This is a genomic window from Herbaspirillum sp. WKF16, from assembly GCF_028993615.1.
Taxonomy (GTDB): Bacteria; Pseudomonadota; Gammaproteobacteria; order Burkholderiales; family Burkholderiaceae_D; genus Herbaspirillum.
On sequence record NZ_CP118632.1, the window covers coordinates 1,095,416 to 1,120,118 of the forward strand.

32 protein-coding genes are annotated in these 24,703 nt (G+C 63.1%); 25 read left to right on the forward strand and 7 right to left on the reverse strand.

Features of this window, described 5'->3' with window-relative positions; translation table 11 throughout:
* Window positions 1-54 precede the first annotated feature (54 nt).
* A complete protein-coding gene (locus tag Herbaro_RS04875; RefSeq protein ID WP_275012715.1) occupies window positions 55-1,251 on the forward strand; it encodes a DesA family fatty acid desaturase in 1,197 nt (398 codons plus the stop codon).
* A 299-nt stretch (window positions 1,252-1,550) separates the two neighbouring features.
* Here the strand turns inward: Herbaro_RS04875 and rpmG are convergent, their stop codons facing one another.
* From rpmG to radC, 3 genes are all read right to left on the reverse strand, one after another.
* Window positions 1,551-1,718, reverse strand: a complete 168-nt coding sequence (gene rpmG / locus Herbaro_RS04880) for a 50S ribosomal protein L33 (protein ID WP_006463731.1) — start codon at window positions 1,716-1,718, stop codon at window positions 1,551-1,553.
* A 24-nt stretch (window positions 1,719-1,742) separates the two neighbouring features.
* Window positions 1,743-1,979 carry a 50S ribosomal protein L28 gene (gene rpmB / locus Herbaro_RS04885; protein WP_006463730.1) on the reverse strand — a complete coding sequence of 79 codons (237 nt, stop codon included), beginning with the start codon at window positions 1,977-1,979 and terminating at the stop codon, window positions 1,743-1,745.
* Between the two features lie 208 nt (window positions 1,980-2,187).
* Window positions 2,188-2,862 (reverse strand): RadC family protein, encoded by a 675-nt coding sequence (gene radC, locus Herbaro_RS04890; protein ID WP_275012716.1) that lies wholly within the window; start codon window positions 2,860-2,862, stop codon window positions 2,188-2,190.
* Window positions 2,863-3,027: 165 nt separating this feature from the next.
* On the opposite strand from radC, the gene Herbaro_RS04895 reads away from it, so the two are divergent.
* The 7 genes from Herbaro_RS04895 to Herbaro_RS04925 all read left to right on the forward strand — a co-directional run bounded on the left by Herbaro_RS04895 (window position 3,028) and on the right by Herbaro_RS04925 (window position 9,786).
* On the forward strand, window positions 3,028-3,483 hold the full coding sequence (locus Herbaro_RS04895; RefSeq protein ID WP_275012717.1) for an FKBP-type peptidyl-prolyl cis-trans isomerase: 456 nt from the start codon (window positions 3,028-3,030) through the stop codon (window positions 3,481-3,483).
* A gap of 56 nt (window positions 3,484-3,539) precedes the next feature.
* Window positions 3,540-4,499, forward strand: coding sequence for a 4-hydroxy-3-methylbut-2-enyl diphosphate reductase (gene ispH, locus Herbaro_RS04900; protein ID WP_275012718.1), 960 nt, complete (start codon window positions 3,540-3,542; stop codon window positions 4,497-4,499).
* A gap of 551 nt (window positions 4,500-5,050) precedes the next feature.
* Window positions 5,051-5,980, forward strand: a complete 930-nt coding sequence (locus Herbaro_RS04905) for a branched-chain amino acid ABC transporter permease (protein WP_275011985.1) — start codon at window positions 5,051-5,053, stop codon at window positions 5,978-5,980.
* 149 nt (window positions 5,981-6,129) lie between these two features.
* Window positions 6,130-7,344, forward strand: a complete 1,215-nt coding sequence (locus tag Herbaro_RS04910; protein ID WP_275011986.1) for an ABC transporter permease subunit — start codon at window positions 6,130-6,132, stop codon at window positions 7,342-7,344.
* A gap of 12 nt (window positions 7,345-7,356) precedes the next feature.
* Window positions 7,357-8,124 carry an ABC transporter ATP-binding protein gene (locus Herbaro_RS04915; RefSeq protein WP_275011987.1) on the forward strand — a complete coding sequence of 256 codons (768 nt, stop codon included), beginning with the start codon at window positions 7,357-7,359 and terminating at the stop codon, window positions 8,122-8,124.
* 48 nt (window positions 8,125-8,172) lie between these two features.
* Complete coding sequence (locus Herbaro_RS04920) at window positions 8,173-8,895, forward strand: ABC transporter ATP-binding protein (RefSeq protein ID WP_275011988.1); 723 nt, start codon at window positions 8,173-8,175, stop codon at window positions 8,893-8,895.
* Window positions 8,896-9,219: 324 nt separating this feature from the next.
* Window positions 9,220-9,786, forward strand: coding sequence for an NADPH-dependent FMN reductase (locus Herbaro_RS04925; protein WP_275012719.1), 567 nt, complete (start codon window positions 9,220-9,222; stop codon window positions 9,784-9,786).
* 75 nt (window positions 9,787-9,861) lie between these two features.
* Here the strand turns inward: Herbaro_RS04925 and Herbaro_RS04930 are convergent, their stop codons facing one another.
* Complete coding sequence (locus Herbaro_RS04930; RefSeq protein WP_275012720.1) at window positions 9,862-10,326, reverse strand: PA2169 family four-helix-bundle protein; 465 nt, start codon at window positions 10,324-10,326, stop codon at window positions 9,862-9,864.
* Window positions 10,327-10,809: 483 nt separating this feature from the next.
* Between Herbaro_RS04930 and Herbaro_RS04935 the strand changes: the two genes are divergently transcribed.
* The 13 genes from Herbaro_RS04935 (at window position 10,810) to Herbaro_RS04995 (ending at window position 18,597) form a co-directional block, all read left to right on the forward strand.
* Entirely contained in the window at window positions 10,810-11,004 is a 195-nt protein-coding gene (locus tag Herbaro_RS04935; RefSeq protein ID WP_275012721.1) for a CsbD family protein, read from the forward strand.
* 26 nt (window positions 11,005-11,030) lie between these two features.
* Window positions 11,031-11,231, forward strand: coding sequence for a hypothetical protein (locus Herbaro_RS04940; RefSeq protein ID WP_275012722.1), 201 nt, complete (start codon window positions 11,031-11,033; stop codon window positions 11,229-11,231).
* 332 nt (window positions 11,232-11,563) lie between these two features.
* Window positions 11,564-11,878, forward strand: a complete 315-nt coding sequence (locus Herbaro_RS04945) for an ElaB/YgaM/YqjD family protein (RefSeq protein WP_275012723.1) — start codon at window positions 11,564-11,566, stop codon at window positions 11,876-11,878.
* Between the two features lie 80 nt (window positions 11,879-11,958).
* On the forward strand, window positions 11,959-12,522 hold the full coding sequence (locus Herbaro_RS04950; protein WP_275012724.1) for a ferritin-like domain-containing protein: 564 nt from the start codon (window positions 11,959-11,961) through the stop codon (window positions 12,520-12,522).
* 61 nt (window positions 12,523-12,583) lie between these two features.
* Window positions 12,584-12,796 (forward strand): CsbD family protein, encoded by a 213-nt coding sequence (locus Herbaro_RS04955; protein ID WP_275012725.1) that lies wholly within the window; start codon window positions 12,584-12,586, stop codon window positions 12,794-12,796.
* An 86-nt stretch (window positions 12,797-12,882) separates the two neighbouring features.
* Window positions 12,883-13,260, forward strand: a complete 378-nt coding sequence (locus tag Herbaro_RS04960; RefSeq protein ID WP_275012726.1) for a cell envelope biogenesis protein TolA — start codon at window positions 12,883-12,885, stop codon at window positions 13,258-13,260.
* Window positions 13,261-13,343: 83 nt separating this feature from the next.
* The gene (locus tag Herbaro_RS04965) at window positions 13,344-13,673 is read left to right on the forward strand and encodes a BON domain-containing protein (protein ID WP_275012727.1); all 330 of its coding nucleotides are present in this window, start codon (window positions 13,344-13,346) and stop codon (window positions 13,671-13,673) included.
* A 289-nt stretch (window positions 13,674-13,962) separates the two neighbouring features.
* Entirely contained in the window at window positions 13,963-14,592 is a 630-nt protein-coding gene (locus Herbaro_RS04970; protein WP_079216150.1) for a response regulator, read from the forward strand.
* A gap of 75 nt (window positions 14,593-14,667) precedes the next feature.
* Window positions 14,668-15,150 carry a response regulator gene (locus tag Herbaro_RS04975; RefSeq protein ID WP_275012728.1) on the forward strand — a complete coding sequence of 161 codons (483 nt, stop codon included), beginning with the start codon at window positions 14,668-14,670 and terminating at the stop codon, window positions 15,148-15,150.
* Between the two features lie 114 nt (window positions 15,151-15,264).
* Window positions 15,265-17,301: a PAS domain-containing sensor histidine kinase gene (locus Herbaro_RS04980; RefSeq protein ID WP_275012729.1), complete on the forward strand. Its 2,037-nt coding sequence runs from the start codon at window positions 15,265-15,267 to the stop codon at window positions 17,299-17,301.
* 276 nt (window positions 17,302-17,577) lie between these two features.
* A complete protein-coding gene (locus tag Herbaro_RS04985) occupies window positions 17,578-17,748 on the forward strand; it encodes a CsbD family protein (RefSeq protein ID WP_275012730.1) in 171 nt (56 codons plus the stop codon).
* A gap of 224 nt (window positions 17,749-17,972) precedes the next feature.
* The gene (locus Herbaro_RS04990; protein ID WP_275012731.1) at window positions 17,973-18,338 is read left to right on the forward strand and encodes a hypothetical protein; all 366 of its coding nucleotides are present in this window, start codon (window positions 17,973-17,975) and stop codon (window positions 18,336-18,338) included.
* A gap of 43 nt (window positions 18,339-18,381) precedes the next feature.
* Window positions 18,382-18,597, forward strand: coding sequence for a YMGG-like glycine zipper-containing protein (locus Herbaro_RS04995; RefSeq protein WP_275012732.1), 216 nt, complete (start codon window positions 18,382-18,384; stop codon window positions 18,595-18,597).
* A gap of 94 nt (window positions 18,598-18,691) precedes the next feature.
* Here Herbaro_RS04995 and Herbaro_RS05000 read toward each other — a convergent pair whose 3' ends face one another.
* The 3 genes from Herbaro_RS05000 to Herbaro_RS05010 form a co-directional block, all read right to left on the reverse strand.
* Window positions 18,692-19,006, reverse strand: coding sequence for a hypothetical protein (locus Herbaro_RS05000; RefSeq protein WP_275012733.1), 315 nt, complete (start codon window positions 19,004-19,006; stop codon window positions 18,692-18,694).
* 169 nt (window positions 19,007-19,175) lie between these two features.
* The gene (locus Herbaro_RS05005) at window positions 19,176-19,334 is read right to left on the reverse strand and encodes a DUF3309 family protein (RefSeq protein ID WP_275012734.1); all 159 of its coding nucleotides are present in this window, start codon (window positions 19,332-19,334) and stop codon (window positions 19,176-19,178) included.
* Window positions 19,335-19,377: 43 nt separating this feature from the next.
* Window positions 19,378-20,238: a hypothetical protein gene (locus tag Herbaro_RS05010; protein ID WP_275012735.1), complete on the reverse strand. Its 861-nt coding sequence runs from the start codon at window positions 20,236-20,238 to the stop codon at window positions 19,378-19,380.
* A 372-nt stretch (window positions 20,239-20,610) separates the two neighbouring features.
* Here Herbaro_RS05010 and Herbaro_RS05015 point away from each other — a divergent pair, with 372 nt between their 5' ends.
* The 4 genes from Herbaro_RS05015 to Herbaro_RS05030 all read left to right on the forward strand — a co-directional run bounded on the left by Herbaro_RS05015 (window position 20,611) and on the right by Herbaro_RS05030 (window position 24,696).
* Entirely contained in the window at window positions 20,611-21,270 is a 660-nt protein-coding gene (locus Herbaro_RS05015; protein ID WP_275012736.1) for an ANTAR domain-containing response regulator, read from the forward strand.
* A 387-nt stretch (window positions 21,271-21,657) separates the two neighbouring features.
* Entirely contained in the window at window positions 21,658-22,944 is a 1,287-nt protein-coding gene (locus Herbaro_RS05020; RefSeq protein ID WP_275012737.1) for a CmpA/NrtA family ABC transporter substrate-binding protein, read from the forward strand.
* Between the two features lie 14 nt (window positions 22,945-22,958).
* Window positions 22,959-23,870 (forward strand): nitrate ABC transporter permease, encoded by a 912-nt coding sequence (gene ntrB, locus Herbaro_RS05025; RefSeq protein ID WP_275012738.1) that lies wholly within the window; start codon window positions 22,959-22,961, stop codon window positions 23,868-23,870.
* 13 nt (window positions 23,871-23,883) lie between these two features.
* Window positions 23,884-24,696 carry an ABC transporter ATP-binding protein gene (locus Herbaro_RS05030; protein WP_275012739.1) on the forward strand — a complete coding sequence of 271 codons (813 nt, stop codon included), beginning with the start codon at window positions 23,884-23,886 and terminating at the stop codon, window positions 24,694-24,696.
* Window positions 24,697-24,703: the final 7 nt, after the last annotated feature.

Sequence of the window (24,703 nt, forward strand, 5' to 3'; positions counted from 1 at the left end):
ATTTTCACGGAACAAGATAGTTTTTCCGATAGCTGTTTTCTATTTGGAGTAGTGATGACCTTTGATGCGATCCTCGACTTTGTTGCCAACGGCTTGCTGCACGCGAGCGGTTGGCAGATTGTCATTTACACCCTGGTGATGACCCACATCACCATCGTGGGCGTGACACTCTACCTGCATCGTTGCCAGGCGCATCGCGCGCTCGAACTGCACGCGATCCCAAGCCACTTCTTCCGCCTCTGGCTGTGGATGACCACCGGCATGGTGACCAAGGAATGGGCTGCCATCCACCGCAAGCACCACGCCAAGTGCGAGACCGAGGAAGATCCCCACAGCCCGCAGACGCGCGGCATCAACAAGGTGATGTGGCAGGGCGCCGAGCTCTACCGCCAGGAGTCCAAGAACGCCGAGACCATGGAGAAATTCGGCCATGGCACCCCGGACGACTGGCTTGAACACAACATCTACAGCAAGTACGGCTGGCAGGGCGTGGGCATCATGCTGATCATCAACGTGCTGCTGTTCGGCGCCATCGGCCTGGCCGTGTGGGCGGTGCAGATGGCCTGGATCCCGTTCTGGGCGGCCGGCGTGGTCAATGGCCTGGGCCACTTCTGGGGCTATCGCAACTACGATTGCAACGACGCCGCCACCAACCTGTTCCCGATCGGCATCATCATCGGCGGCGAAGAGATGCACAACAACCACCACACCTTCGGCACCTCGGCCAAGTTCTCGGCCAAGTGGTATGAGTTCGACATCGGCTGGATGTACATCCGCATCCTCGAAACCGTCGGCCTGGCCAAGGTCAAGAAGGTTGCGCCGGTGCCCAAGTTCGACAGCAAGAAGGCCGTGGTCGACCTGGAAACCCTGCAGTCGGTGATCTCCAACCGCTACGACGTGACCGCCAAGTATGCGCGTTCGGTCAAGGCCGCCTGGAAGGACGAACTGGACCACCTGATCGAGAAGGCCAAGCTGGAATCGCGTTTCCTGAAGTCCTCCAAGAAGCTGCTGCAGCGCGAGCCGGCCAAGCTGGAAGACGGTCAGAAGCAGCAGCTCTCCGAGCTGTTCGCCCACAGCAAGGCGTTGCAGACCATGCACGAGATGCGCGTCGAACTGGGCGCCATCTGGGAGCGTTCGCACTCGACCCGCGAACAGCTGCTGCACCAGCTGCAAGACTGGTGCGCACGCGCCGAGGCTTCCGGCATCACCGCCCTGCGTGAGTTCGCCCAGCGCCTGCGCAGCTACGCCTGATCCGGTATCGGCTGTTCATGGCCGAACGACAAAACCCCGCAGGTGCGAATCTGCGGGGTTTTTGTTTGCCTTGAGCGCTTGTGTTCCGGACATGTACGTGCGGCTCGACGTCAACAGCAACGACGCTGGGTCCCGGCCTGCGCCGGGACGACAGGTAGTAGATGGGCTCAACCCGCAGAGGGCTCAAGCCTCTTCCTCCACGTCGTCCCGGCACAGGCCGGGACCCAGTGTCGTTCATCACATCTCGCAGCCAATAAAAAACCCCGCCGAAGCGGGGTTCTTTATCGAGAGCGGATCAATTACTTGATCTTGGTCTCTTTGTACTCGACGTGCTTGCGCGCCTTGGGATCGAACTTCATGATGCTGATCTTTTCGGGCGTAGTACGCTTGTTCTTGGTGGTGGTGTAGAAGTGACCGGTACCTGCAGTCGACTCCAGTTTGATTTTGTCGCGGCCGGATTTCGCCATGATAGATTTCCTTTACTCTGCTAATTAGACTTTTTCGCCACGAGCACGCAGATCGGCCAGAACGGCATCGATGCCGATCTTGTCGATCACACGCAGGCCGGCGTTGGACAAACGCAGCGAAACCCAGCGGTTCTCGGACTCGACGAAAATGCGGCGGTTCTGCAGGTTGGGCAGGAAGCGACGCTTGGTCTTGTTGTTTGCATGGGAAACGTTGTTGCCGACCATCGGCCCCTTCCCGGTGACTTGGCAGACACGTGCCATGTTAGTGCTCCTTAAAAATTTCCGAAATTTGGGAAAAACGAGAGTATATGGAAAAAACATCGATTTTTCAATGACTTGCGAAAAACAATGGTGTCTTTGTCTTTTTGTTGTATTTAACAATCTAATTTCGCGGCCTGGTCCGGCGCCTGTCGCCCAGGCCGGAACCCTTGTTCCATCAGGGTTTGCCCGCGATTTCCTGCGCCGGCGCTCACATCTGGCCATGCTCCGCGAAGGAGTGCGTACGCGTTCCGGCGACCACGAAATGGTCCAGCACCCTCACATCGACCAGCCCCAGCGCCTGCTTCAGCGCCGCCGTCAGCGCCAGGTCGGCCGCGCTGGGCTGGGGATCGCCGGACGGATGGTTGTGCGCCAGGATCACGGCGGCCGCATTGCGCGCCAGCGCCGCCTTCACTACTTCCCGCGGATAGACGTTGGCCTGGGTGAGCGTGCCGCGAAACAGCTCCTCCGTTCCGACCAGGTGGTTGCGCACATCCAGGAACAGCACCACGAAACATTCATGCGCCTTGCTCTTGAAGAGCAGCTTCAGGTATTGCGCCACCGCCTGGGTGGAGTTGAGCAGGCAGCCATCCTCCAGCACCTCGCCCAGGGCACGCCGGGCGAGTTCCAGCACGGCTTGCAGCTGCGCATACTTGGCCGGGCCGAGGCCGTTGATCGACGAGAAGGCTTGCAGGCTCGCGCCGAACAGCGCATCCAGCGAGCCGAAGCGCTGCAGCATCTCGCGCGCCAGGTCGACCGCGCTTTTGCCGGTCACGCCCACGCGCAGGAACACCGCCAGCAACTCGGCGTCCGACAGCGCCGCCGCACCCTGGCGGATGAGCCGCTCGCGCGGGCGCTGGTCTTCCGGCCAATCAGTGATTGCCATATCGTCATGAAGTAAAAAGGTGAAAAAAAGGGAGGGGGATGCGCTTGAGCAGGATCAATCATTTCCTGCGACACCGGGCAGGCGGCCCCACCGAGGCGACGCCGCGGGCAAACGTGGCTTACAATAGCGGGTTCTTGTGCATCTCTGATTTCCTTTCACTCCCTCATGTCCAGCCCATCCGTCCCGGTCGTCACCGACAACGCCTACCTCACCCTGCATTACCGCCTGGCCTCGCAGGAGGGTGAAGACATCGTCAGCACCTTCAACGAGAATCCGGCGACGCTGCAGTTCGGCCAGGGGCAGCTGGCACCGTTCCTGGAAGCTTGCCTGCTGGGCTTGCCGGAAGGCACGCACCAGACCTTCGAGCTGGCGCCGGAAAAGGCCTTCGGCGAACGCAGCGACGAGCTGATCCAGCGCATCTCGCGCGCCACGCTGGAAGAGAATTCCTCGATGGACGAGGATTACCGCGTGGGCGACCTGGTCGATTTCGCGGCTCCCGGCGGCGGCCGTTTCGCCGGCATCCTGCGCGCCATCGACGATGAAGGAGCGATCTTCGATTTCAATCATCCTTTGGCGGGCCAAACGCTGAAATTTGAAGTGAAAATCATTGGAATTCTGTAATCCGATCCAACATCGGCAGCACAATGCCAGAGAAGTCTTGAATCAAGGAAGCCACCATGGATAAAGCGGAATCTGAAATCCTGCTCGCCCAGCCACGCGGCTTTTGCGCCGGCGTCGACCGCGCCATCGAAATCGTCGAGCGCGCGCTGCAGCAGTTCGGCGCGCCCATCTACGTGCGTCATGAGATCGTGCATAACGCCTACGTGGTCAGCGACCTGCGCGCCAAGGGCGCGGTGTTCATCGAGGAACTGGCCGACGTCCCGGCCGGCAATACCGTGATCTTCTCCGCCCACGGCGTCTCCAAGGCGATCCAGGCCGAAGCCGCCGAGCGCGGCCTGACGGTGTTCGACGCCACCTGCCCGCTGGTCACCAAGGTCCACATGGAAGTGGCCAAGATGCGGCGCGAAGGCCGCGAGATCATCATGATCGGCCACGCCGGCCACCCGGAGGTGGAAGGCACCATGGGCCAGACCGAAGCGGGCATGCACCTGGTGGAAACGGTAGAAGACGTGCACAGCCTGCAGGTGGCCGACCCCGAGCTGCTGGCCTACGTCTCTCAGACCACGCTGTCGGTGGACGACACCGCCGAGATCATCGCCGCCCTGCGCGCGCGTTTCCCGGCAATCTCCGAACCCAAGAAGGGCGACATTTGCTACGCCACCACCAACCGCCAGGAGGCCGTGAAGTTCATGGCGCCGCAGGTGGACGTGGTGATCGTGGTCGGCAGCCCCAACAGCTCCAACTCCAACCGCCTGCGCGAGCTGGCCGAGAAGAAGGGCGTGCCCGCCTTCATGGTTGACAACGCCGCGCTGATCCAGCCCGAATGGGTGGCCGGCAAGCCGCGCGTGGGCGTCACCGCCGGCGCTTCCGCGCCCGAGGTGCTGGTGCAGGCGGTGATCGACCGCCTCAAGGAAATCGGCTCGCGCAGCGTGCGCGTGCTCGACGGCATCGAGGAACACGTCACCTTCCCGCTGCCCAAGGGCCTGGGCGCGCGCGCTGCGGCTGAAAGCGCCTGATCGGCCCGTAAAGACCGCTGCGTTGGAAAGGCTTGCTTCTGCAAGCCTTTTTCATTTGCGTAATCGTTTACGCATAAAATCTCCGGGATTCATGGTCTTACCTCGAATTCTTATGTAACAGCCTCGTCTTTTGTCTGGATTGTGCGTAGGTTCTGCGTATAATTCCGCACCAATATTGACGTGCCACCCAAAAGAAAGGCATGCGAGGCCCGCGTGCAGCAGGGCAGGGCGCCGCCAGCGCGGCGTAACAGGAGACAGGGAGACACCCATCATGCAAGTCCACATGCCTGCCGGCAGATGCCGGCGCATCCGGCATTCCAGCCTGGAACGCATCTTCCGCATTCGCGGCGACAGCGGCTGAGCCGCCTTTTCCATCGACATCCGAACCGCCGTCAGAGCCCACGGGGCCAGGGATGCGCATCGTCTTTTTATGAAGGCCCCCGGGGGCCATCCTGGCAGGCGGGAACGGATTTTGCTCATCCCCATGCTTTCGCGGCCGGCCGGCATAACGGCCGGTGCGTTTTTCGTCATTTCAGAGTGAAGAGTTATCCATGGACATTTTCATCCAGCAGATCATCAACGGCCTGGTGCTGGGCAGCATGTACGCGCTGATCGCATTGGGTTACACGATGGTGTACGGCGTGCTGAACCTGATCAACTTTGCGCACGGGGACATCCTGATGGTGGGGGCGATGGTGGGCCTCTCGCTGCTCAAGCTGGTGCAGAACGTGGCGCCGCAGTTGCCGGGGATCGTGCAATTGATCATCGCCATCGTGGGCGCCATTCCGGTGTGCATCGTGGTCAGCCTGGTCATCGAGCGGGTGGCGTATCGTCCGCTGCGCAACGCGCCGCGGCTGGCGCCCTTGATCACGGCCATCGGCGTGTCGATCCTGTTGCAGACCATCGCCATGATGATCTGGGGCCGCAGCCCCTTGCCGTTCCCGCAGGTGATGCCGTCGGATCCGGTGCATATCGCCGGGGCGCTGATTTCGCCCACGCAGATCATGCTGCTGGCGCTGGCGGTGCTGGCCATGGTGGGGTTGGTGCTGGTGGTGGAGAAGACCAAGATGGGGCGCGCCATGCGGGCCACGGCGGAGAACCCGCGCATTGCGGGCTTGATGGGGGTGGATTCGAACAAGGTGATCGTGGTGACGTTCGCCATCGGCGCGGGCCTGGCGGCCATTGCCGGGGTGATGTGGGCGGCCAACTACTCGACGGCGCAGTTCGCCATGGGCTTCGTGCCGGGCTTGAAGGCGTTCTCGGCGGCGGTGCTGGGCGGCATCGGCAACATCTACGGCGCCATGCTGGGCGGCATCTTGCTGGGGCTGATCGAGAGCCTGGGCGCGGGTTACATCGGCGACCTGACGGGCGACTTCCTGGGCAGCAACTACCAGGACATCTTCGCCTTCATCGTGCTGATCATCGTGCTCACGCTGCGTCCGTCCGGCATCATGGGTGAGCGAGTCGCAGACCGCGCCTGATCAAGAACAAGCCGTCGTTCCTGCGCAAGCAGGAACCCAGTGACGTCAGTGGCGAAAGGCGAGCGCCGTCAAGACATTGAAACGACACTGGGTCCCTGCTTTCGCAGGGACGACAGGTAGCTTACTTATTTATTGAATCGGAAACCAATATGGCTCTCCTATCCTTCGACATGAAACGCAACCCGGCGCAAGCCAGGACCAGCCTGCTGGTGCTGCTGGCGCTGATGATCGTGTTCCCCTTCATCGCGCAGCAGTTCGGCAACTCCTGGGTGCGCATCATGGACATCGCCCTGCTGTACATCATGCTGGCGCTGGGCCTGAACGTGGTGGTGGGCTTTGCCGGCCTGCTGGACCTGGGCTACATCGCCTTCTACGCCATCGGCGCGTACACGGCGGGCCTGCTGGCCTCGCCGCAGTTTGCGGCGGTGATCGAATCCTTCGTCAACACCTACCCGGCGGTGGGCAACTTCCTGGTGTGGGTGTGCGGGCCGGAGATCGTGCAGAACGGCATCCACCTGTCGCTGTGGCTGATCGTGCCGGTGTCGGGCCTGTTCGCGGCGCTGTTCGGGGCGTTGCTGGGCGCGCCGACCCTGAAGCTGCGCGGCGACTACCTGGCCATCGTGACGCTGGGCTTCGGCGAGATCATCCGCATCTTCATGAACAACCTGAACGCGCCGGTGAACATCACCAACGGCCCGCAGGGGATCAACCTGATCGACCCGATCCGGGTGTTCGGGGTGTCGCTGGCCGGCGAGCCGGGTTCGGGCTCGATGGTCAAGATCTTCGGCATGAGCACGCCCTCGGTGAACGCCTACTACTTCCTGTTCCTGCTGTTGTGCATCGGCGTGATCTTCTTCTCGGTGCGGCTGCAGGACTCGCGCCTGGGCCGCGCCTGGGTGGCGATCCGCGAGGATGAGATCGCCGCCAAGGCGATGGGCATCAACACCCGCAACGTCAAGCTGCTGGCGTTCGCCATGGGCGCGTCCTTCGGCGGCGTCTCGGGCGCCATGTTCGGCGCCTTCCAGGGCTTCGTGTCGCCGGAATCGTTCTCGCTGACCGAGTCCATCGCGGTGCTGGCCATGGTGGTGCTGGGCGGCATCGGCCACATCCCCGGCGTGGTGCTGGGCGGGGTGATCCTGGCGGCGCTGCCGGAAGTGCTGCGCCACGTGGTGGAGCCGCTGCAGATGGCCATCTTCGGCAAGGTCTGGATCGACGCCGAAGTGCTGCGCCAGCTGCTCTACGGCCTGGCCATGGTGGTGATCATGCTGACGCGCCCGGCAGGCCTGTGGCCCTCGCCGCGGCATGAAGACCGTCCGGAAGCGGATCACGCGTCGGTGGGCAGCACCGGCGAAGTCAAGGCATAAGGAGCACATCACATGACACAGACACTGCTCAAGATCCGCGACGTGAGCAAGCGCTTCGGCGGCCTGCAGGCCTTGAACGGCGTGGGCATCACGATCGAACGCGGCCAGATCTACGGCCTGATCGGCCCCAACGGCGCCGGCAAGACCACCTTCTTCAACGTCATCACCGGGCTGTACCAGCCCGACACCGGCAGCTTCGAGCTGGACGGCAAGCCGTATAGCCCGAGCGCGCCGCACGAAGTGGCCAAGGCCGGCATTGCGCGCACCTTCCAGAACATCCGCCTGTTCGGCGAGATGACGGTGCTGGAGAACGTGATGGTGGGCTGCCACGTGCGCACCAAACAGAACGTCTTCGGGGCGGTGTTCCGCCACAAGGCGGCGCGCGAAGAGGAAGCGGCGATCCGCGCCAAGTCGCAGCAGCTGCTGGACTTCGTGGGCATCGGCCAGTTCGCCAAGCGCACCGCGCGCCACCTGTCGTACGGCGACCAGCGGCGCCTGGAGATCGCCCGGGCGCTGGCGACCGACCCGCAACTGCTGGCGCTGGACGAACCGGCGGCGGGCATGAACGCCACCGAGAAGCTGGGCCTGCGCGAGCTGCTGGTGAAGATCCAGGCCGAAGGCAAGACGATCCTATTGATCGAACACGATGTGAAACTGATGATGGGCCTGTGCAACCGCATCACGGTGCTGGACTACGGCAAGCCGATTGCCGAGGGCGTGCCGGCGGATGTGCAGAAGAACCCGGCCGTGATCGAGGCCTACCTGGGCGCCGGCCATTGACGTTGCATGCCACAGATTAGTCAGAACATTATTCGAGATTGAAAAGCGATGACGAATATTCTTAAAGTTGAAAACCTGTCGGTGGCCTACGGCGGCATCCAGGCCGTGAAGGGCATCAGCCTGGAAGTGAACGAAGGCGAACTGGTGACGCTGATCGGCGCCAACGGCGCGGGCAAGACCACGACCCTCAAAGCCATCACCGGCACGCTGCCCAGCAGCAAGGTGGACGGCCATATCGAATACCTGGGGCAGGGCCTGAAGGGCAAGAAGTCCTTCGAGCTGGTCAAGGACAAGCTGGCGATGGTGCCGGAAGGTCGCGGGGTCTTCACGCGCATGAGCATCCAGGAAAACCTGTTGATGGGCGCCTACACCAGCGATGACAAGGGGCAAATACAAGCCGACATCGACAAGTGGTTCGAGGTTTTCCCGCGCTTGAAGGAACGCGCGGCGCAGATGGCGGGCACCCTGTCGGGCGGGGAGCAGCAGATGCTGGCCATGGCGCGCGCGCTGATGAGCCATCCGACGCTGCTGCTGCTGGACGAACCGTCGATGGGCCTGTCGCCGATCATGGTGGAGAAGATCTTCGAGGTGATCCGCAATGTGTCGGCGCAGGGGATCACGATCCTCCTGGTGGAGCAGAACGCCAAGCTGGCGCTGGAGGCGGCGCACCGGGGCTATGTGATGGAGTCGGGGCTGATCACCATGAACGGCGAGGCCAGGCAGATGCTGGATGATCCGCGGGTGAAGGCGGCTTATCTCGGGGAAGGTTGAGCTTCTCCTGCGCATCGCAATACCCGAAGGCCGCATGCTCGCATGCGGCTTTTTTATTGCCGCAGCGGCATGATGAACGACGCTGGGTCCCGGCCTGCGCCGGGACGACAGGAAGGGGTAACTTGAACTCCCGGCTGTTCGAGCTTATCTCTTGCTTGTCGTCCCGGCGAATGTCGTGACCCAGTGACGTTATCCGATTGCAATACCATCATCGATGCCGGAACCGGCAATCGCCTATCGCGTTCCATTGCTGTTAGCATCTGGAACTCGCCGCACTACAACCTCCGGCATTACCGTTTATCCCCACCCCACAAGGAGAACAGCATGAGCCAGACCGACGTCAAGATCCTCGGCATTTCCGGCAGCCTGCGCGCCAAGTCTTATAACACCGCCGCCCTGCGGGCCTTGCAGGAGCTGTTGCCGCCGGGAGTCTCGCTGGCCGAGGCCGATATTTCCGACTTGCCGCTGTACAACGACGACCTGCGCGAACAAGGCTGGCCGGCGCCGGTGGAGCGCCTGCGCAAGCAGATCGCCGAGGCCGACGCCATCATCTTTTCCACGCCCGAGTACAACTATTCGGTGCCGGGTGTGTTGAAGAACGCCATCGACTGGGCTTCCCGCCCGCCGTCGCCGCCGTTCGCGGCCAAACCTGCCGCCATCATGGGCGCCAGCCCGGGCGCCATCGGCACCGCGCGCGCCCAGTATCACCTGCGCCAGATCGGCGTGTTCCTCGACTTGCAGTTCATCAACAAGCCGGAAGTGATGATCGGCAACTGCGCCGAGCGCTTCGACGCCAACGGCAAGCTCACGCATGAGCCCACCCGCGAATTCCTGAAGACCATGGTGACGGCGCTGGCGGATCGCGTGCGCTACCTGCGCGACCGCAAGTAGATTCCCGCATCGGCAAAGAAAAAGCGCAGCCGCCGGCTGCGCTTTTTTATTGGACGCCTTGCTGCGAAGGCGGCGTCAGGCGGCCTTGCGCGCCCGCACCTGGTTGCACAGGCCGCGCACCTTGTCGTGGTTGGCCAGCACACCCTGGTACTGGCGCTCGACGATCAGGCGCACGTCATTGGGCAGGTCCTGGCTCAGGGCCTTGCGATAGGCATGCACCGCGGCATCCTCGCCGCGCTCGCATTCGTTGAGGATCGCTTCGTCGTCGCGTCCCGTGATGGCGGACTTGAGGTGGATCCACTGGCGATGCAGGGTGCCGCCGAAGGTGCTGTGGTTGGCCGGCTCCCCGCCCAGGCGATGCACCAGGTCCTGCAGGTCCAGCACGGTCTGCGCGCATTCGACGGCGCGCGCCGAGAACATTTCCTTGTAGTTGGCGTAACGCTCTTCGGCATCTTCCGCGCAGGTGCGGAAGCCCTTCTCGCCGTCCTTGGAAATCTGGATCAGGTCGTTGAGCGTGGAAATCAGATGGTCGTTGGTCATGATGGTCTCCCTTGCGGCGCCGCCGCCGGAACGTCCATGGCGGCAGGCGGTTACGGATCAGTGGACGAACAGATAAACCAGCACCAGTACGAAAGCCGGGATACCGCACAGCCACGCCAGGAAATACTTGCCCATGATGTTCTCCTTTCTTGTCGGATAAGTCGCATTGAAACGATGCCGGGGCGGATTCTGCTGCGCGCCCGGATGATTGTCATCCTAGGTACCGGCGCCGCTCACGACCATCGGACGGCAGCCTAAGCGCGTGTAGGAATAGCGTCCTGGCGCGGCTTTGCGCGTCATTTGCCGGCGCAATGCCGCGCCGGCGCCGGGCCGATCCCCGCAAAGCCAGAGCCGGCGGGCCTCTTCACCTTGTCCTACAAGACAATCGGGGGGCGTCCTATAGAGCGCGGCAGTGGCCCGTTGCTAAGATTTTTCCCACGCTGCAACGCTTGTATCGACACCCACCTTTTGGAGGCGCGTTCCATGAACAAGAAGACGATCACCGGCCAGTTCCACTATGCCCTGGGCAAGGTCCAGGAGCAGTTCGCCACGATGACCGGCGACACCCAGCTGCAGCATGCGGCGCTCAAGCGCCAGACCGATGGCCGGATCATGCATGCGGTGGGCCAGGCGCAAGACCTGATCAAGCGGTCGCTGCGTCATCGCGCGTCGATGTAAGCGCGACCGGCGAGAAGGAGGACATGATGATTTCCGCAAAAAACCTGTTGCTGGCTTTCGGCGTCGCAGGCGCCGCCGTGGCCGCAACGCTCAATGTGATGGCGCGCGATGCGCGCCGCCGCGACCGTCATCTGCAGCGCGTGGCCTTGCAACGCTGGGAAGACGAGGGCGGCAATCTCTACCCGGTAGCGGGCGTTTCGCCTGCGCGCCGCCGCAGCCCCCGATGAGCGCGCTTTGTCCTACAGGCCAATCGGTTTGCCGCCTATAGAGGGCAACGGAGACGGCAGGTATCTTGGTGACATGGCGATTGCGGTTCCGTACGGAGAGGCTCAGGCGCTTCCCCGCGCGTCACATCAGTAATGGGAGGCCGGACACACGGCAGCACCAGCAGGCAGCGCATCCGGCTCGACAGAATAAAACCAGAAGGAGGCAGTCATGGACAAGCTCGTGATCGGATGGCTCGTGGGTGTGCCGGTGCTGATGCTGATCGTTCTGCAGTACCTGATGTGAGCGATCCGCGATCGAATTGATGAACCCCGAACACAGATGGAGAGCAAGCATGCAAGCTAACAATTTCAAGACGGTTCGCAACGACGTGCAGGCTCTGCTGCAGCAGGCGCAGGATCTCTTCGCCGAGGCGGCCGCTGCGACCGGCAAAAAGGCCGACGACCTGCGCGCCAAGGGACAGGAAGTGCTGGACCAGGCCCTCAACACCGCCCAGGACGCGCAGTCCGCAGTGCTGCAGACCGGCCGCGAGATCGCCGCCAGCACCGACGACTATGTGCAGTCGAACCCATGGCGCGCAATCGCGATTTCCACCGGTATCGGCCTGCTGGTCGGCTTGGCGGTGGGACGTTGCGCCGACCGCTACTGATCGCCGGCGCACGGCATCTGAAATCTAGCCAGGCGCGGCCCCAGGGCCATGCGCATTAGTAAGGAAATCGGAAAAAAGGAATGATCATGACCAAGAATCCCCCCCAGGCTGATGTCAAGCAGAAGCAGCCGTTTCATCTCGACAAGGAAGCAATCCGCGCCGCGGCCAAGAAGGTCGACAACGGCGCGGTGACCGAAGGCTATCGCGGTAACCGCCAGGAAGTGATCGCGATGCTCAACGATGCCCTGGCCACCGAGCTGCTGTGCGTGATGCGCTACAAGCGCCACTACTACACCGCCAAGGGCCTGGAGAACGAGCCGATCAAGGCGGAATTCCTGCAGCACGCGCAGGAGGAGCAAAGCCACGCGGACAAGATCGCCGAGCGCATCGTGCAGCTCAATGGCGAGCCGGATTTCAATCCCAGCACCTTGAGCCAGCGCAGCCACGCCCAATACGACGAATCGAGCGACATCAAGGACATGATCCGCTCCAACCTGATCGAAGAGCGGGTGGCGATCGAAGCCTACCGCCAGATGATCGAGCGCATCGGCGACGACGACCCGACCACCAGGCACATGCTGGTGCAGATCATGGCGCAGGAAGAAGAGCACGCCGACGACATGACTGACTTGCTGGGCCTGTAGCAAGACACCGGCCCGGGAATCGGGCCGGCTACCGATTTTTCAATCGACAAAGGAGAAAACCATGAATTGGGACATCGTTGAAGGCAACTGGAAACAGTTCAAGGGCAAGGCCAAGGAGCAGTGGGGCAAATTGACCGACGACGACCTCGACGTCATCGCCGGCAAGCGCGACCAGCTGGCCGGTCGCATCCAGGAAGCCTATGGCGTGAACAAGGACGAAGCTGAAAAGCAGATCCGCGATTTCGAGAAGCGCAACGAGGACTGGCGCCACTGAGTAGCGCCGGGCTAGCGACAGGGCTGCGGTCCCGCCGCGACAAATCCAACAACAAGGCCTTAGCGCCACATCACGAGGAAGACACCATGAAAAAAATCATCGCAACCCTGATCTTCGGCGCCGCCGCCGTGGGCATGCACGGCGCCAGCTTCGCGGCTGACGCCAACGGCGCCCAGTACAAGGCCGACAAGGCCAAGGCCGAGGAAGACTACAAGGTCGCCAAGAAGAAATGCGGCCCGCTCAAGGGCAACGACAAGGACGTCTGCCAGAAGGAAGCCAAGGCCGCGCATGAGTCTGCGGTGGCCGACGCCAAGGCCAAGCAAAAGGGCGCCGACGCCACCAAGGATGCACGCAAGGACAAGAATGACGCCAACTACGATGTCGCCAAGGAAAAGTGCGACGCGCTGAGCGGTGACGCCAAGGACAAGTGCGTCGCGGATGCGAAGTCCAAGTACGGCAAGTAAAAATTTCAACAACACGGCCGAGGGATGGTGAGGCTGTCCCGAAGCCGATTTCCGGTACCTGTTTTTCACATTAGGAGAGCATCATGACTTTGAGCAAAATGTCGCTGACAAAACGTTTCCTCGGTTTCTTCCTGGCCCTCTTCATGGTGTCGCTGGTGGGCTGCGCATCCAGCCCGGGCAAGGAAGGCACCGGCGAGTATGTGGATGACGCCGTCATCACCACCAAGGTGAAGGCCGCCATCTTCAACGAAAAGGACCTGAAGTCTTCCGAGATCAATGTCGAAACCTACAAGGGCGTGGTCCAGCTCTCCGGTTTCGTCTCCAGCGCCACCTCGGCGGCGCGCGCTACCGAACTGGCCCGCGGCGTGAAGGGTGTGGCCTCGGTGCGTAACGACCTGCGGCTCAAGCAGTAAGCCCCGGGAACTTGCGGGAGCGCGGCCGGTCTTTTGACCGGCTTGCGCTTGTCCGCTTCCAGAGCGGCTCCGGCCCGATCCGGAGCGCTCCGGAAGAAGACAGCGAGAAGGCAGTAAGGTATAGTTGGAGGCCATTGCGCCAAGGCATTTCAAGGAGTTCCGCCGGATATCCAGGGCGGAACGGAGGCAAGAAGGGCGAGGCACACAGGCGGTACGGACAGCATTGCCGGAATCCCGCCGCATGCAGCGCGACGAATGCCGCGGCATCATTTTCACCGCTCAAAATACTATGACAAAAATACTTGTAGTCGATGACCATGCGGTCGTGCGGGCAGGCGTGCACCACTTCATTTCAGAAATCCCGTCGATGGAAATCGGCGGCGAAGCAAGCACCGCCGAAGAGGCGATCCGCCTGGTGCGGACCCAAGACTGGGACATCGTGCTGCTCGACATCGCCATGCCCGACAAGAGCGGCGTGGAGGTATTGAAGCAGATCAAGCGCGAGAAGCCCGACCTGCCGGTGCTCATGCTGTCGATGCATCCGGAGAGCCGCTATGCGGTGCAGGTGCTGCGCAGCGGCGCCAGCGGTTACGTGCAGAAGGAGGCGCTGGCCACCGAACTGGTGAACGCGATCAACACCATCCTGCGCGGGCACAAGTACATCAGCTACGGCGTGGCCGAGCTGCTGACCAGCGAACCGGTCGACTCGGAAAAGCCGCTGCACGAGACGCTGTCGCAGCGCGAGTACGAGATCTTCTACAAGCTGGGGCAGGGGCAGGGCGTGACGCAGATCGCCGACGAACTGTGCCTGTCGGTGAAGACCGTCAGCACCTATCGCTCGCGCGTGCTGCAGAAGATGAGTATGACCAACAACGCGGACATCATTTATTACGCAATCAAGAACAACCTGATCGACTGACGCCTTCCAAGGAAGGGGCGCACTCAAGGTGCCGCCGTCGGCAATCGGCGACAGGCAAGGAAAGCACGACGGATCATGGACGACAAACTCAACACATGGGCGGCCCGCGAGAGCGGCAACGCGCCTCTGCGTATCTTCCTGGTGGAAGACTCGGAGGACGTGCGTGAGCTCATCGTGGAGAGCCTGTCGGAGATCGCGGGCGTGAAGCTGGCGGGCTATTGCGAGACCGAGGTCGAGGCGCTGAAGCACCTCCAGCAGCACAGCTACGATGTGCTGATCCTGGACATCCAGCTGAGGCAAGGTAACGGCATGAGTCTGCTGCAGTCGTTGGCGCGCTCCAACACGCGCCGCCAGAGCGAGGTCAAGATCGTGTTCAGCAACCACGCCAGTCCCACTTATCGCCGGGTAGGCCAGCAATGCGGCGTGCAGCACTTCTTCGACAAGTCTTCCGAGCTGCCGCTGCTGTGCGACCTGCTGGAGAAGCTGGCGCGCCAGAAGATGGGCTTGGCGGGCTACATTCCCTCGTCGTCCGATCCGGCGCCGGCCGGTGGAGCCTGAGCCGGGTTTTGCTGCATAATTTTGCGCAGCGGGCTATCGCGTTGCCGGGGCAGGTCGGCGCAGCGGCGATAGCGGCAAACAAAGAACAGTTCTAAAAGCAGGGGATCCCCGACGATGCAAAACAAAAACGGCGGCGCCCGTCCGCCCTCGGCCGACATGCAGGGCAACGCATCGGCCGAGTATTTCGCGGCTTCCCATTCCCACTACAGCAGCATGATCACGCTGGCCATGGGCCTGGCCATGGCGGTCATCCTGTTTGGCGTGGTGGTCGTGGTGGCCGGCTTCCTGCAAGAAGAATATCGCCACCTGTTGGCCGACCTGCTGGCCGTCGGCGAGGTGACCGCGGCCGGCTTCATCCTGGGCGCCTGCGCGCTCTACCTGCGTTGCGTCAACGTCTCGGTGCGCAGCGCCCGCATCGATGGACTGGTGAAGCTGCTGTCGGCGCTGCTGCTGGCGCTGGGCCTGGCCACGCTGGTGCATGGGGGCCTGTATGGCCTGGGCTGGCTGCCGGTGGACCAGGCGCATCCGATCTCGCCGCTGGTGATCCCGCCACTGCTGTCGATCGGCTTCGTGCTGATGGCGGCGATCCTGTTGCTGCACGACTGGCGCCTCCTGGGCGGCTACTATCCTTCCGAGTACCTGTCCTTCGCCCTGATCGGGTTGGCGGCGATCCCGCTGGTGGGTTATATCTACGGCGTGGCGCAGTTCACCTATCTCGACTTCTACCTGCCGGTACCCCTGCTCTCTGCGATGGTGTTCGCCCTGATGGGCGCGGCCCTGCTGATGGCGCGGCCGGGCCATCCGGTCATGGCGGTGATCATGCGCATGGCACCGGGCGGGCAGATGCTGCGCCGCCTGCTGCCGCAGACCCTGTTCCTGCTGCTGGCCTTCAGCCTGCTGCTGAACTGGGGCATGACCAATGGCTGGATCGTGCCGGAGCTGCTGCTGCCGACGCTGACGCTGATCAACGGCGTCATCATCCTCTTCATTTTCTGGGGTTCGGCCAGCCGGCTCGACAGTGAGTACGGCGAGCGCACCCGCAATGCGCAGAAGCTGGCCGAGACCAGCGCGTTGCTCAACGCCGTCAGCGAAAGCACCAGCGATCCCATCTTCGTCAAGAACCGCCAGGGCCTGATGATCTTCGCCAACCCGGCCACGCTGCACAAGCTGGGCAAGACCTGGGAAGAAACCATGTACCGCTCCAGCCGCGAGCTGTTCATGGTGGAAGAGGAGGCCGACCGGGTCGATCGCGACGACCGCCGCGTGATGGCGTCGGGCAAGCCCGAGAAGCTGGAGCAGACCATGCACCTGCCTGAAGGCGTGGTCACCTTCCAGACCGCCAAGGTGCCCTGGTTCGGCAAGGACGGCAGCGTGCAGGGGGTGATCGGCATCAGCACCGACATCACCGAGCGCAAGCAGGCCGAGGACGTGCTGCGCCAGCGCGAGAGCCAGCTGGAAAAGACCGTGGTGCAGCGTACCGCGCTGCTGCGCGAGCTGACCAACCACCTGGAGACCGTGCGCGAGGAAGAGAAGCGCGCCATCGCCCGCGAGTTGCACGACAACATGGGCGCTTCGCTGACCGCGCTGTCGATGCACCTGGAGGGCGTCTACCAGGTGCTGCCGCCGGACGAGAAGTGGACCGATCGCAAGGGGCGCATGCAAGGCCTGATGAAGTCGCTGGTGGCCACCACGCGGCGCATCCAGACCGAACTGCGGCCCAATACCCTGGACCTGTTCGGCCTGAAGGCGGCCATCTCCGAGCAACTGGACGAGCTGCATGAGCGCACCGGCGTCGCCTGTCACGCCAGCTTGCCGGACGAGGACGTGACGGTCGGCCACCAGATGGAGATCGCCATCTACCGCATGCTGCAGGAGATGCTCAACAACGTCACCAAGCATGCCAAGGCGTCGAAAGTGGATGTGATCCTGGACGTCGACGAGGACCACGTGGCGCTGACGGTGCGCGACGACGGCGTCGGCATTCCCGAGGAGCGGCGAGACAATCACAAGACCTATGGCCTGCGCGGGCTGCGCGAACGCGCCACCTATTTCGGCGGCAAGGTCGACATCCGTTCGACGCCGGGCAAGGGGGCGCTGATCACCATCAGCCTGCCGATCCAGCCCGACATGGCGGCCACCGAAGAGAGCTGAGCAAGGCCTGCCCGCGATGAAGAAAAGCCGCCCCCGGGCGGCTTTTTTCTTGCCGGCGGCGCGTCTGGGCGCATCTCGGCGAGCCGGGCCGGTGCCTTATTCCTGCACCTGTTTTCGTTTTCTCCTACGTCCGAAAGCGGGGCTTTCTTATGCCGCCCGCAGCGGCTCATCGCTACCATGAATTCATCGTCGCCACCTGCCTGAACCAAGGCGCGGCGATGCCGGCGCAAGGCTGATGCCAGTGCCGGTTCTCGTTTCAACCTTCAAGGAGCCATCATGAACAAGGACCAAGTCAAGGGTAGCGTGAAGCAAGCAGCCGGCAAGGTGCAACAAAAGACCGGTGAGATGACAGGCAACCAGAGCCAGCAGGTCAAGGGCGCAGCCAAGCAGGTTGAAGGCAACGTCCAGAAGAGCTACGGCGATGCCAAGGAATCGATGAAGCACTGAACGAGCGGGCTGCGGCGGCAAATTGCCGTCGCGGCCCTCGTTTAAGCGCGTGACGCCGCGCGCGTAGGAGAAATCCTACGCCAAAATCGGAATGAGCTGATTTTGTGGTGCAGCATTTTCCATCACCATGTGCCCATTGTGCGATAGAGCGGCGAAACGCCAAAGAGTTCTGCCTTAAGCACGCAATTTGCCTACGGCCGCCTCACTGGCCTTTTGGAGGGATCATGAAAAGAACACTAATTGGATTCTGCCTTCTGGCTGGCATGTCGGCTGCGGCTTCGCAGGCCGGCGCTCAAGATCTGGATGTTCCGGCCGAAGTCTCCGCTTCGCGCTGGTCCTCCTCGGTGATGGAGCGCCATATGCCGGTGGATCCGGTCCAGCTGCAAAAGCTGGGGCAAAAGAAATTCCGATACATGGATATGGGCCAGGCCAAGCGTTCCAAGTCGATCCGCAACGCGGTGATCGTGCGCGGCGCCGCCGGAGAGGGCGCCGCCAAGCCGGGCCGCAAGGATGAATCGCTGCAACCCCAGAACTATCGCGATCATGCCGAGCCGGGCCATCCCATCGTGATCATGCGGCCGATGACCTGAGGCCCGATCAACTTACTCCCACATTTCTCAATGAGGTGCAGTCATGAAAACAATTCAAAAACTCGCTGTCGCATCGGTTGCCGTGTTTGCCTTCTCGGCGATGAGCGGCTGCAGCAACATGTCCCAACGTGACAAAAATACTGCGGTGGGCGCAGGCGTCGGCGCGGTCGGCGGCGCGGTGCTGACCGGCGGCAGCGGACTGGGCACCGTCGGCGGCGCTGCCGTGGGCGGCGTGATCGGCAACCAGGTTGGACGCTGAGCCGCCCGACCGTCATCACGCTTCGGCGCTGCGGCGCCGACAATGAAAAAGCCGGCGCATGCCGGCTTTTTTGCGTGCATCGGGCCTGCCCTGGTCACGAGGCCGGGGCGTTGGCCTTGTAGTCGTTGTAGATGCGCTTGGCGCGCTCCATGTCGTCCTTCTTCGCGGCGGCCGCCGTGCCGCGGCAGGCCTTGAGCTCCTTGCCGCGCTTGCCCTTGCAGTCGAGCACCGCCTCGCCGTAGGCCGCATTGGCCTCCTTGGTGAGGTTCTGGTAGCGCGCCTTGGGTGTATCGTCGGGGGTGTACCAGCGCGCCGGATCGGCGGCGGAAACATCTTCCTCGGCCGCATGGGCGGCGCCGCACAACGCGGCCAGGGCGAGGAGGGAAACTGCGAGGATGTTGTTCTTCATGGTTGGACCTCTTCTTGGAAATTGGCAAACGCGCCGGCGGCGGCCGTAGTCCGGCGGCCGGGCGCAAAAGAACGCGGCGCGGCCGGTGACAGGGCACCGACCGCGCCGCGCTCCCATCCGCAGGAGGGATGGTATCAGGCTTGGGCTGTGGAAATGAAATTGCCGGGCGTTATATCTTGCCCAGCAACAGCAGGATCAGCAGGATGATCACTACAGTGCCGGCGATCCCGCTTGGGCCATAGCCCCAACCGCGGCTGTGCGGCCAGGCCGGGATCACGCCCAGCAGGATCAAAATCAGGATGATGAGCAGAATGGTGCCGAGTGTCATGGTCGTTCTCCTTTGTTATTGGTGACGGGAAATCGTGGTGTTATCAGAAACGCATTTTCACGTACGCCGACGGCCCGGTCAGCTTGACGTCGACGGCGGCCTGCGAGTTGCCGCCGTCGCGATCAATGTGGATGCGGGTGATGCCGTAGTCGGCGCCGACGCCGAGGTTCTTCAGCGGATACCACTCCACGCCCAGCGCCGCGCCGTAGATATGGCCGGTGACCGTGCCCCAGTTCTTCTTCACGCCCGAGGCTTCGGCGTAGATGCGCAGGTCGCGGCTGAAGGCGTGCTTCCAGCCCAGTTCCAGCAGGGGCGCAAAGGTCTTCTCGGTCTGGTTTTCGCTCAGCGAGCCGGTGGTGCCGTTGAACACGCCGCTGGCCTGCAGGTCGTAGTGCGCGCGATAGTAGCCGGCGCCCACGCCGATGCCGAAGACATCGTTGCCGTGCCCCAGCCACCATTTGTAGGCCAGCGAGGCAAAGTCGACCTCGATGTTGGCGTTGGCGGCGCCGGACAGGATCGCCGGCGTGCCGCCGACGTTGAACGAGCGCGTGGTGGAGTAGTTGTAGTCGTTGCGGTAGCGGAAGTAATCGAACGAGAGGCCCTGGCTGTCGCCTAGCAGCAACTCGGCGCGCACGCGCGGCAGGGTGGTGCGGTTGCGGTCGATGTCGCCGCTTTCGGCCGAGCCGTAGCGCGTATTGCCTTTGATGTTGAAGGTCGGGTCGACGTAGTAGCCGCCCACCGAGAGGCTGAAGCGGTCAAGCGCCGGTGAGGGATCGGCGTGTGCTCCCTGGACGAACAGGCCGAGCGCGGCGGCGCCGGAAAGCAGGCTCACGGCGCGCAGGCGCTTACGGGTGTGCGAGCGGGGTGCGGGAGCAGGGGCGGGGGGCAGCAGGTCGGTATTCATGTCGAGCGGTCTCCGTAGTGCGAGGGTGTTGTAATGCCGGAGCGTGGAACTCCGGTCGGCCGTGCAAGCTGATGCATCATAGGACGTGCATTCTTGCCGGCGCGATCAGCGTGGATCCCGATTTCCTGTAGGAAAAGGCGAGCTGCGGCGTGGGCGAAGAGGAAGATGAGCCATGGCGCAATGGTGCGGAATTTGCTTGAAACTCCTGATGGCGGGCTGCCGTGTTTTTGCGGTCATGCATGTTTTTTGAGCGGCAATGGGTTACTATTCCGGCCGTCATTCGCATGCTGCCTTGCAGCGCAACCGTTGGAACGGATCAGCGGACTTGATTTGTTGAGTTGTCACCAAAGCCGATAGCCAGTTCGTCCTTCAATGAAGCCAGATAGCTCATCGACGCCGCCCAGCGGCCGCCCCTTGCGCATCGTCATCGTCAATTCCGTGCCGCACCTGGAAGAAGACCATGACGAGGCCGCGCATGCGCAGGCCGAACAGCGCGCCGAGGCGCTGCGCACCGGGCTGATGGACGCCGGCTACAACATCGTCGCCGCGCTGCCGGCCGATCTCTCGCTGCCGGACCGCATCGCCAGCCTGCAGCCGGACATGATCATCATCGAAGCCGAGTCCGACGCCCGCGACGTGCTGGAGCACATCGTCATCGCTACCCGCGATGAACGCCGCCCCATCGTCATGTTTACCGAGGACGACGACACCGGCAGCATGGACGCCGCCATGGCCGCGGGTGTGACCGCCTACATCGTGGCCGGCCTGCATTCGGAGCGCATCAAGCCGGTGCTGGACGTGGCGCTGGCGCGTTTCCGCCAGGAACAGAAACTGCTGGCCGAGCTCTCCGATACCCGCAACAAGCTGGCCGAGCGCAAGCTGGTCGAGCGCGCCAAGGGCGTGCTGATGGCGCGCAAGGGCTTGTCCGAGGAGCAGGCCTACCAGAAGCTGCGCAGCATGGCCATGAACCGCAACCTCAAGCTCTCGGAAGTGGCCCAGCGCCTGCTGGACGCCGAGGATCTGCTGGGTTGAACAGCCCGGCCCGGCCTTGCCGGCCGCTCCCTTCCATTCTTTTCGTTCCGCCAACTTGGTGCAAAGCACAAAACGGGTGCGGCCCCGCGCCCGTTTTGATCGCGCTGCAGCCGCGCCTGGCAGGCCCGCTGCGGCCCTGCCAGGCGCTCGCCGACGTGCCTTCTTCATAGGCAAAGCGAGGCCCGCGCGTATCTTTTTGCGACGCTTGGCACAGTCTTTGCTGATTCCCCCTGCATAGCGCAACGAGTGCGCACCAGACGCGGCCAACGGCGGTCGCGTCGACCAAGACAAAGGCGTCTTCCGGCATGGAGCGATCCATGCCGGATACGCCTTTTTTGTTTTGCAGCTATGGGTCGGTTCAGATCAATTCGCAACGGGGAAAATGCTATGGACTTCAAAGGGCAGGCGGACAAGGCGGCAGACGTGGCAAGTGGGGCCGAGCCGGTGAACGGCACGCGCCGCAAGATCATTCAGACCGCGGGCATCGCGGCGGGAGCGAGCATGATGGGATTAGCCACCGGTGGCGCATGGGCGGCCGGTTCCGACAAACCGGAGAAGGAAGAGGTCAAGATCGGCTTCATCCCGCTGACCGACTGCGCATCGGTGGTGATGGCCTCGGTGCTGGGTTTCGACAAGAAATACGGCATCAAGATCGTGCCCAGCAAGGAGGCCTCCTGGGCCGGCGTGCGCGACAAGCTGACCAACGGCGAACTGGACGCCGCCCACGTGCTGTACGGCCTGATCTACGGCGTGCAGCTGGGCATCGGCGGGCAGAAGAAGGACATGGCGGTGCTGATGGGCCTGAACCACAACGGCCAGGCCATCACCCTGTCCAAGAAGCTGGCCGACAAGGGCGCCGTGGACGGCGCCTCGCTGGCCAGGCTGATGCAGACCGACAAGCGCGAATACACCTTTGCCCAGACCTTCCCCACCGGCACCCACGCCATGTGGCTGTACTACTGGCTGGCCGCCAACGGCATCAACCCGATGAAGGACGCCAAGGTGATCACCGTGCCGCCGCCGCAGATGGTGGCCAACATGCGGGTCGGCAACATGGACGGCTTCTGCGTGGGCGAGCCCTGGGGCCACCGCGCCATCGTCGACGGCGTGGGCATCACCGCCACCACCACCCAGGACATCTGGAAGGATCACCCGGAGAAGGTGCTGGGCTCCTCGCTGGAGTTCGTCAAGAAATACCCCAACACCTGCCGCGCGATGATGGCCGCCATCCTCGACGCCAGCAAGTGGATCGACGCCTCGCTGGCCAACAAGAACAAGATGGCCGAGGTGATCGCCGACAAGTCCTACGTCAACACCAGCAAGGACGTGATCGACCAGCGCATCATGGGCCGCTACCAGAACGGCTTGGGCAAGACCTGGGACGACCCCAACTACATGAAGTTCTACGAGGACGGCCAGGTCAACTTCCCGTTCCTCTCCGACGGCATGTGGTTCATGACGCAGCACCGCCGCTGGGGCCTGTTGAAGAGCGACCCGGACTACCTGGCCGTGGCCAGGTCGGTCAACCAGATCGACCTGTACAAGGACGCTGCGGCGATGACCAAGACGCCGCTGCCCAAGGACGTCATGCGCAGCTCCAAGTTCATGGACGGCGTCGTGTGGGACGGCAAGAATCCCGCCGCCTACGCGCAGTCCTTCAAGATCAAAGTCTGAGGAAGGGGAAACCGATGAGCGCAGCCGTGGAGAGCATCATGAGCGATAACGCCAAGCCGGCCGGCGCCGCCGCGCGCGCGCCGGCGGCCAACGAGGCGCAGGCCGCGCCGGCAGCCGCGACGATGCGCAAGGCGAGGAGCAAGCCGCTGGGCGGCAACGCCTTCATGCGCATCGTGCCGCCGCTGTTGGGCATGGCGGTGCTGGTGCTGGTATGGCAGATCATCGCCATCAAGAACAGCAGCTTCCCTACGCCGCTGGTGACGCTGAAGGAGGCGATGAGCATGTTCGCCGATCCCTTCTACCGCAACAGCCCCAACGACCAGGGTATAGGCTGGAACATCCTGGCCTCGCTGCAGCGCGTGGGCGTGGGCTTCGGCCTGGCGGCGCTGGTGGGCATCCCGCTGGGATTTGCCATCGGCCGGGTGGAATTCCTCTCGCGCATGTTCAGCCCCATCATCAGCCTGTTGCGCCCGGTCTCGCCGCTGGCCTGGTTGCCGATCGGCCTCCTGGTGTTCAAGTCGGCCAACCCGGCGGCGATCTGGTCGATCTTCATCTGCTCGATCTGGCCGATGATCATCAACACCGCCGTGGGCGTGCAGCGCGTGCCGCAGGACTACATGAACGTGGCGCGCGTGCTGAACCTGTCGGAATGGAAGATCCTGACCAAGATCCTGTTTCCCTCGGTGCTGCCCTACATGCTGACCGGCGTGCGGCTGTCCATCGGTACCGCCTGGCTGGTGATCGTGGCGGCCGAAATGCTGACCGGCGGCGTGGGCATCGGCTTCTGGGTATGGGACGAGTGGAACAACCTGAACGTGCCGCACATCATCATCGCCATCGTCGTCATCGGGGTGGTGGGGCTGATCCTGGAACAGGCGCTGGTGGCCCTGGCCAAGGCCTTCACGTACGAGCAAGTGAACAACTGAGCGCGGGGACATCATGGAAAACATCAACGGCAAGTTCATCGACATCCACGGTGTGGAGATGGTGTTCAACACCAGGAAGGGCAGCTTCCACGCGCTGCGCGAGATCGACCTGACGGTGGCCAAGGGCGAGTTCGTCTCGCTGATCGGCCACTCCGGCTGCGGCAAGTCGACCCTGCTGAACCTGATCGCGGGGCTGACGCGGCCCAGCGCCGGCGTGCTCCTGTGCGCCAATCGCGAGATCGGCGGGCCCTCGCCGGAACGCGCGGTGGTGTTCCAGAACCATTCGCTGCTGCCCTGGCTGACCTGCTACGAGAACATCTACCTGGGCGTGGAACGCGTGTTCGGCGCCAGCGAGGACCGCACCCGGCTGCGCGACCGCACGCGCGCCGCGCTGGCGCTGGTGGGCTTGTCGGCGGCGGAGAACAAGCGCCCCAACGAGATCTCCGGCGGCATGAAGCAGCGCGTGGGTATCGCCCGCGCGCTGGCGATGGAACCCAAGGTCTTGCTGATGGATGAGCCCTTCGGCGCGCTCGATGCGCTGACCCGCGCCCACCTGCAGGACGAGCTGCTCAAGATCGTGGCCAAGACCGAATCGACGGTGGTGATGGTGACCCACGACGTCGACGAGGCGGTGCTGCTGTCGGACCGCATCGTGATGATGACCAACGGCCCGGCCGCGACCATCGGCGAGATCCTCGAGGTGAAGCTGGCGCGCCCGCGCGACCGCGTCGCGTTGGCGCAGGACGCGCAGTACTCGGCCTATCGCACCGAGGTGCTGGAGTTCCTGTACCGCAAGCAGGCGCATCCGGCGCGCGAGGCTGCTTGAGCCATCG

Excerpts from the sequence above, each read along its gene's own strand:
- Herbaro_RS04875 (WP_275012715.1), top strand. The coding sequence starts at position 55 with ATGACCTTTGATGCGATCCTCGACTTTGTTGCCAACGGCTTGCTGCAC.
- rpmG (WP_006463731.1), bottom strand. The coding sequence starts at position 1,718 with ATGGCGAAATCCGGCCGCGACAAAATCAAACTGGAGTCGACTGCAGGT.
- rpmB (WP_006463730.1), bottom strand. The coding sequence starts at position 1,979 with ATGGCACGTGTCTGCCAAGTCACCGGGAAGGGGCCGATGGTCGGCAAC.
- radC (WP_275012716.1), bottom strand. The coding sequence starts at position 2,862 with ATGGCAATCACTGATTGGCCGGAAGACCAGCGCCCGCGCGAGCGGCTC.
- Herbaro_RS04895 (WP_275012717.1), top strand. The coding sequence starts at position 3,028 with ATGTCCAGCCCATCCGTCCCGGTCGTCACCGACAACGCCTACCTCACC.
- ispH (WP_275012718.1), top strand. The coding sequence starts at position 3,540 with ATGGATAAAGCGGAATCTGAAATCCTGCTCGCCCAGCCACGCGGCTTT.
- Herbaro_RS04905 (WP_275011985.1), top strand. The coding sequence starts at position 5,051 with ATGGACATTTTCATCCAGCAGATCATCAACGGCCTGGTGCTGGGCAGC.
- Herbaro_RS04910 (WP_275011986.1), top strand. The coding sequence starts at position 6,130 with ATGGCTCTCCTATCCTTCGACATGAAACGCAACCCGGCGCAAGCCAGG.
- Herbaro_RS04915 (WP_275011987.1), top strand. The coding sequence starts at position 7,357 with ATGACACAGACACTGCTCAAGATCCGCGACGTGAGCAAGCGCTTCGGC.
- Herbaro_RS04920 (WP_275011988.1), top strand. The coding sequence starts at position 8,173 with ATGACGAATATTCTTAAAGTTGAAAACCTGTCGGTGGCCTACGGCGGC.
- Herbaro_RS04925 (WP_275012719.1), top strand. The coding sequence starts at position 9,220 with ATGAGCCAGACCGACGTCAAGATCCTCGGCATTTCCGGCAGCCTGCGC.
- Herbaro_RS04930 (WP_275012720.1), bottom strand. The coding sequence starts at position 10,326 with ATGACCAACGACCATCTGATTTCCACGCTCAACGACCTGATCCAGATT.
- Herbaro_RS04935 (WP_275012721.1), top strand. The coding sequence starts at position 10,810 with ATGAACAAGAAGACGATCACCGGCCAGTTCCACTATGCCCTGGGCAAG.
- Herbaro_RS04940 (WP_275012722.1), top strand. The coding sequence starts at position 11,031 with ATGATTTCCGCAAAAAACCTGTTGCTGGCTTTCGGCGTCGCAGGCGCC.
- Herbaro_RS04945 (WP_275012723.1), top strand. The coding sequence starts at position 11,564 with ATGCAAGCTAACAATTTCAAGACGGTTCGCAACGACGTGCAGGCTCTG.
- Herbaro_RS04950 (WP_275012724.1), top strand. The coding sequence starts at position 11,959 with ATGATCATGACCAAGAATCCCCCCCAGGCTGATGTCAAGCAGAAGCAG.
- Herbaro_RS04955 (WP_275012725.1), top strand. The coding sequence starts at position 12,584 with ATGAATTGGGACATCGTTGAAGGCAACTGGAAACAGTTCAAGGGCAAG.
- Herbaro_RS04960 (WP_275012726.1), top strand. The coding sequence starts at position 12,883 with ATGAAAAAAATCATCGCAACCCTGATCTTCGGCGCCGCCGCCGTGGGC.
- Herbaro_RS04965 (WP_275012727.1), top strand. The coding sequence starts at position 13,344 with ATGACTTTGAGCAAAATGTCGCTGACAAAACGTTTCCTCGGTTTCTTC.
- Herbaro_RS04970 (WP_079216150.1), top strand. The coding sequence starts at position 13,963 with ATGACAAAAATACTTGTAGTCGATGACCATGCGGTCGTGCGGGCAGGC.
- Herbaro_RS04975 (WP_275012728.1), top strand. The coding sequence starts at position 14,668 with ATGGACGACAAACTCAACACATGGGCGGCCCGCGAGAGCGGCAACGCG.
- Herbaro_RS04980 (WP_275012729.1), top strand. The coding sequence starts at position 15,265 with ATGCAAAACAAAAACGGCGGCGCCCGTCCGCCCTCGGCCGACATGCAG.
- Herbaro_RS04985 (WP_275012730.1), top strand. The coding sequence starts at position 17,578 with ATGAACAAGGACCAAGTCAAGGGTAGCGTGAAGCAAGCAGCCGGCAAG.
- Herbaro_RS04990 (WP_275012731.1), top strand. The coding sequence starts at position 17,973 with ATGAAAAGAACACTAATTGGATTCTGCCTTCTGGCTGGCATGTCGGCT.
- Herbaro_RS04995 (WP_275012732.1), top strand. The coding sequence starts at position 18,382 with ATGAAAACAATTCAAAAACTCGCTGTCGCATCGGTTGCCGTGTTTGCC.
- Herbaro_RS05000 (WP_275012733.1), bottom strand. The coding sequence starts at position 19,006 with ATGAAGAACAACATCCTCGCAGTTTCCCTCCTCGCCCTGGCCGCGTTG.
- Herbaro_RS05005 (WP_275012734.1), bottom strand. The coding sequence starts at position 19,334 with ATGACACTCGGCACCATTCTGCTCATCATCCTGATTTTGATCCTGCTG.
- Herbaro_RS05010 (WP_275012735.1), bottom strand. The coding sequence starts at position 20,238 with ATGAATACCGACCTGCTGCCCCCCGCCCCTGCTCCCGCACCCCGCTCG.
- Herbaro_RS05015 (WP_275012736.1), top strand. The coding sequence starts at position 20,611 with ATGAAGCCAGATAGCTCATCGACGCCGCCCAGCGGCCGCCCCTTGCGC.
- Herbaro_RS05020 (WP_275012737.1), top strand. The coding sequence starts at position 21,658 with ATGGACTTCAAAGGGCAGGCGGACAAGGCGGCAGACGTGGCAAGTGGG.
- ntrB (WP_275012738.1), top strand. The coding sequence starts at position 22,959 with ATGAGCGCAGCCGTGGAGAGCATCATGAGCGATAACGCCAAGCCGGCC.
- Herbaro_RS05030 (WP_275012739.1), top strand. The coding sequence starts at position 23,884 with ATGGAAAACATCAACGGCAAGTTCATCGACATCCACGGTGTGGAGATG.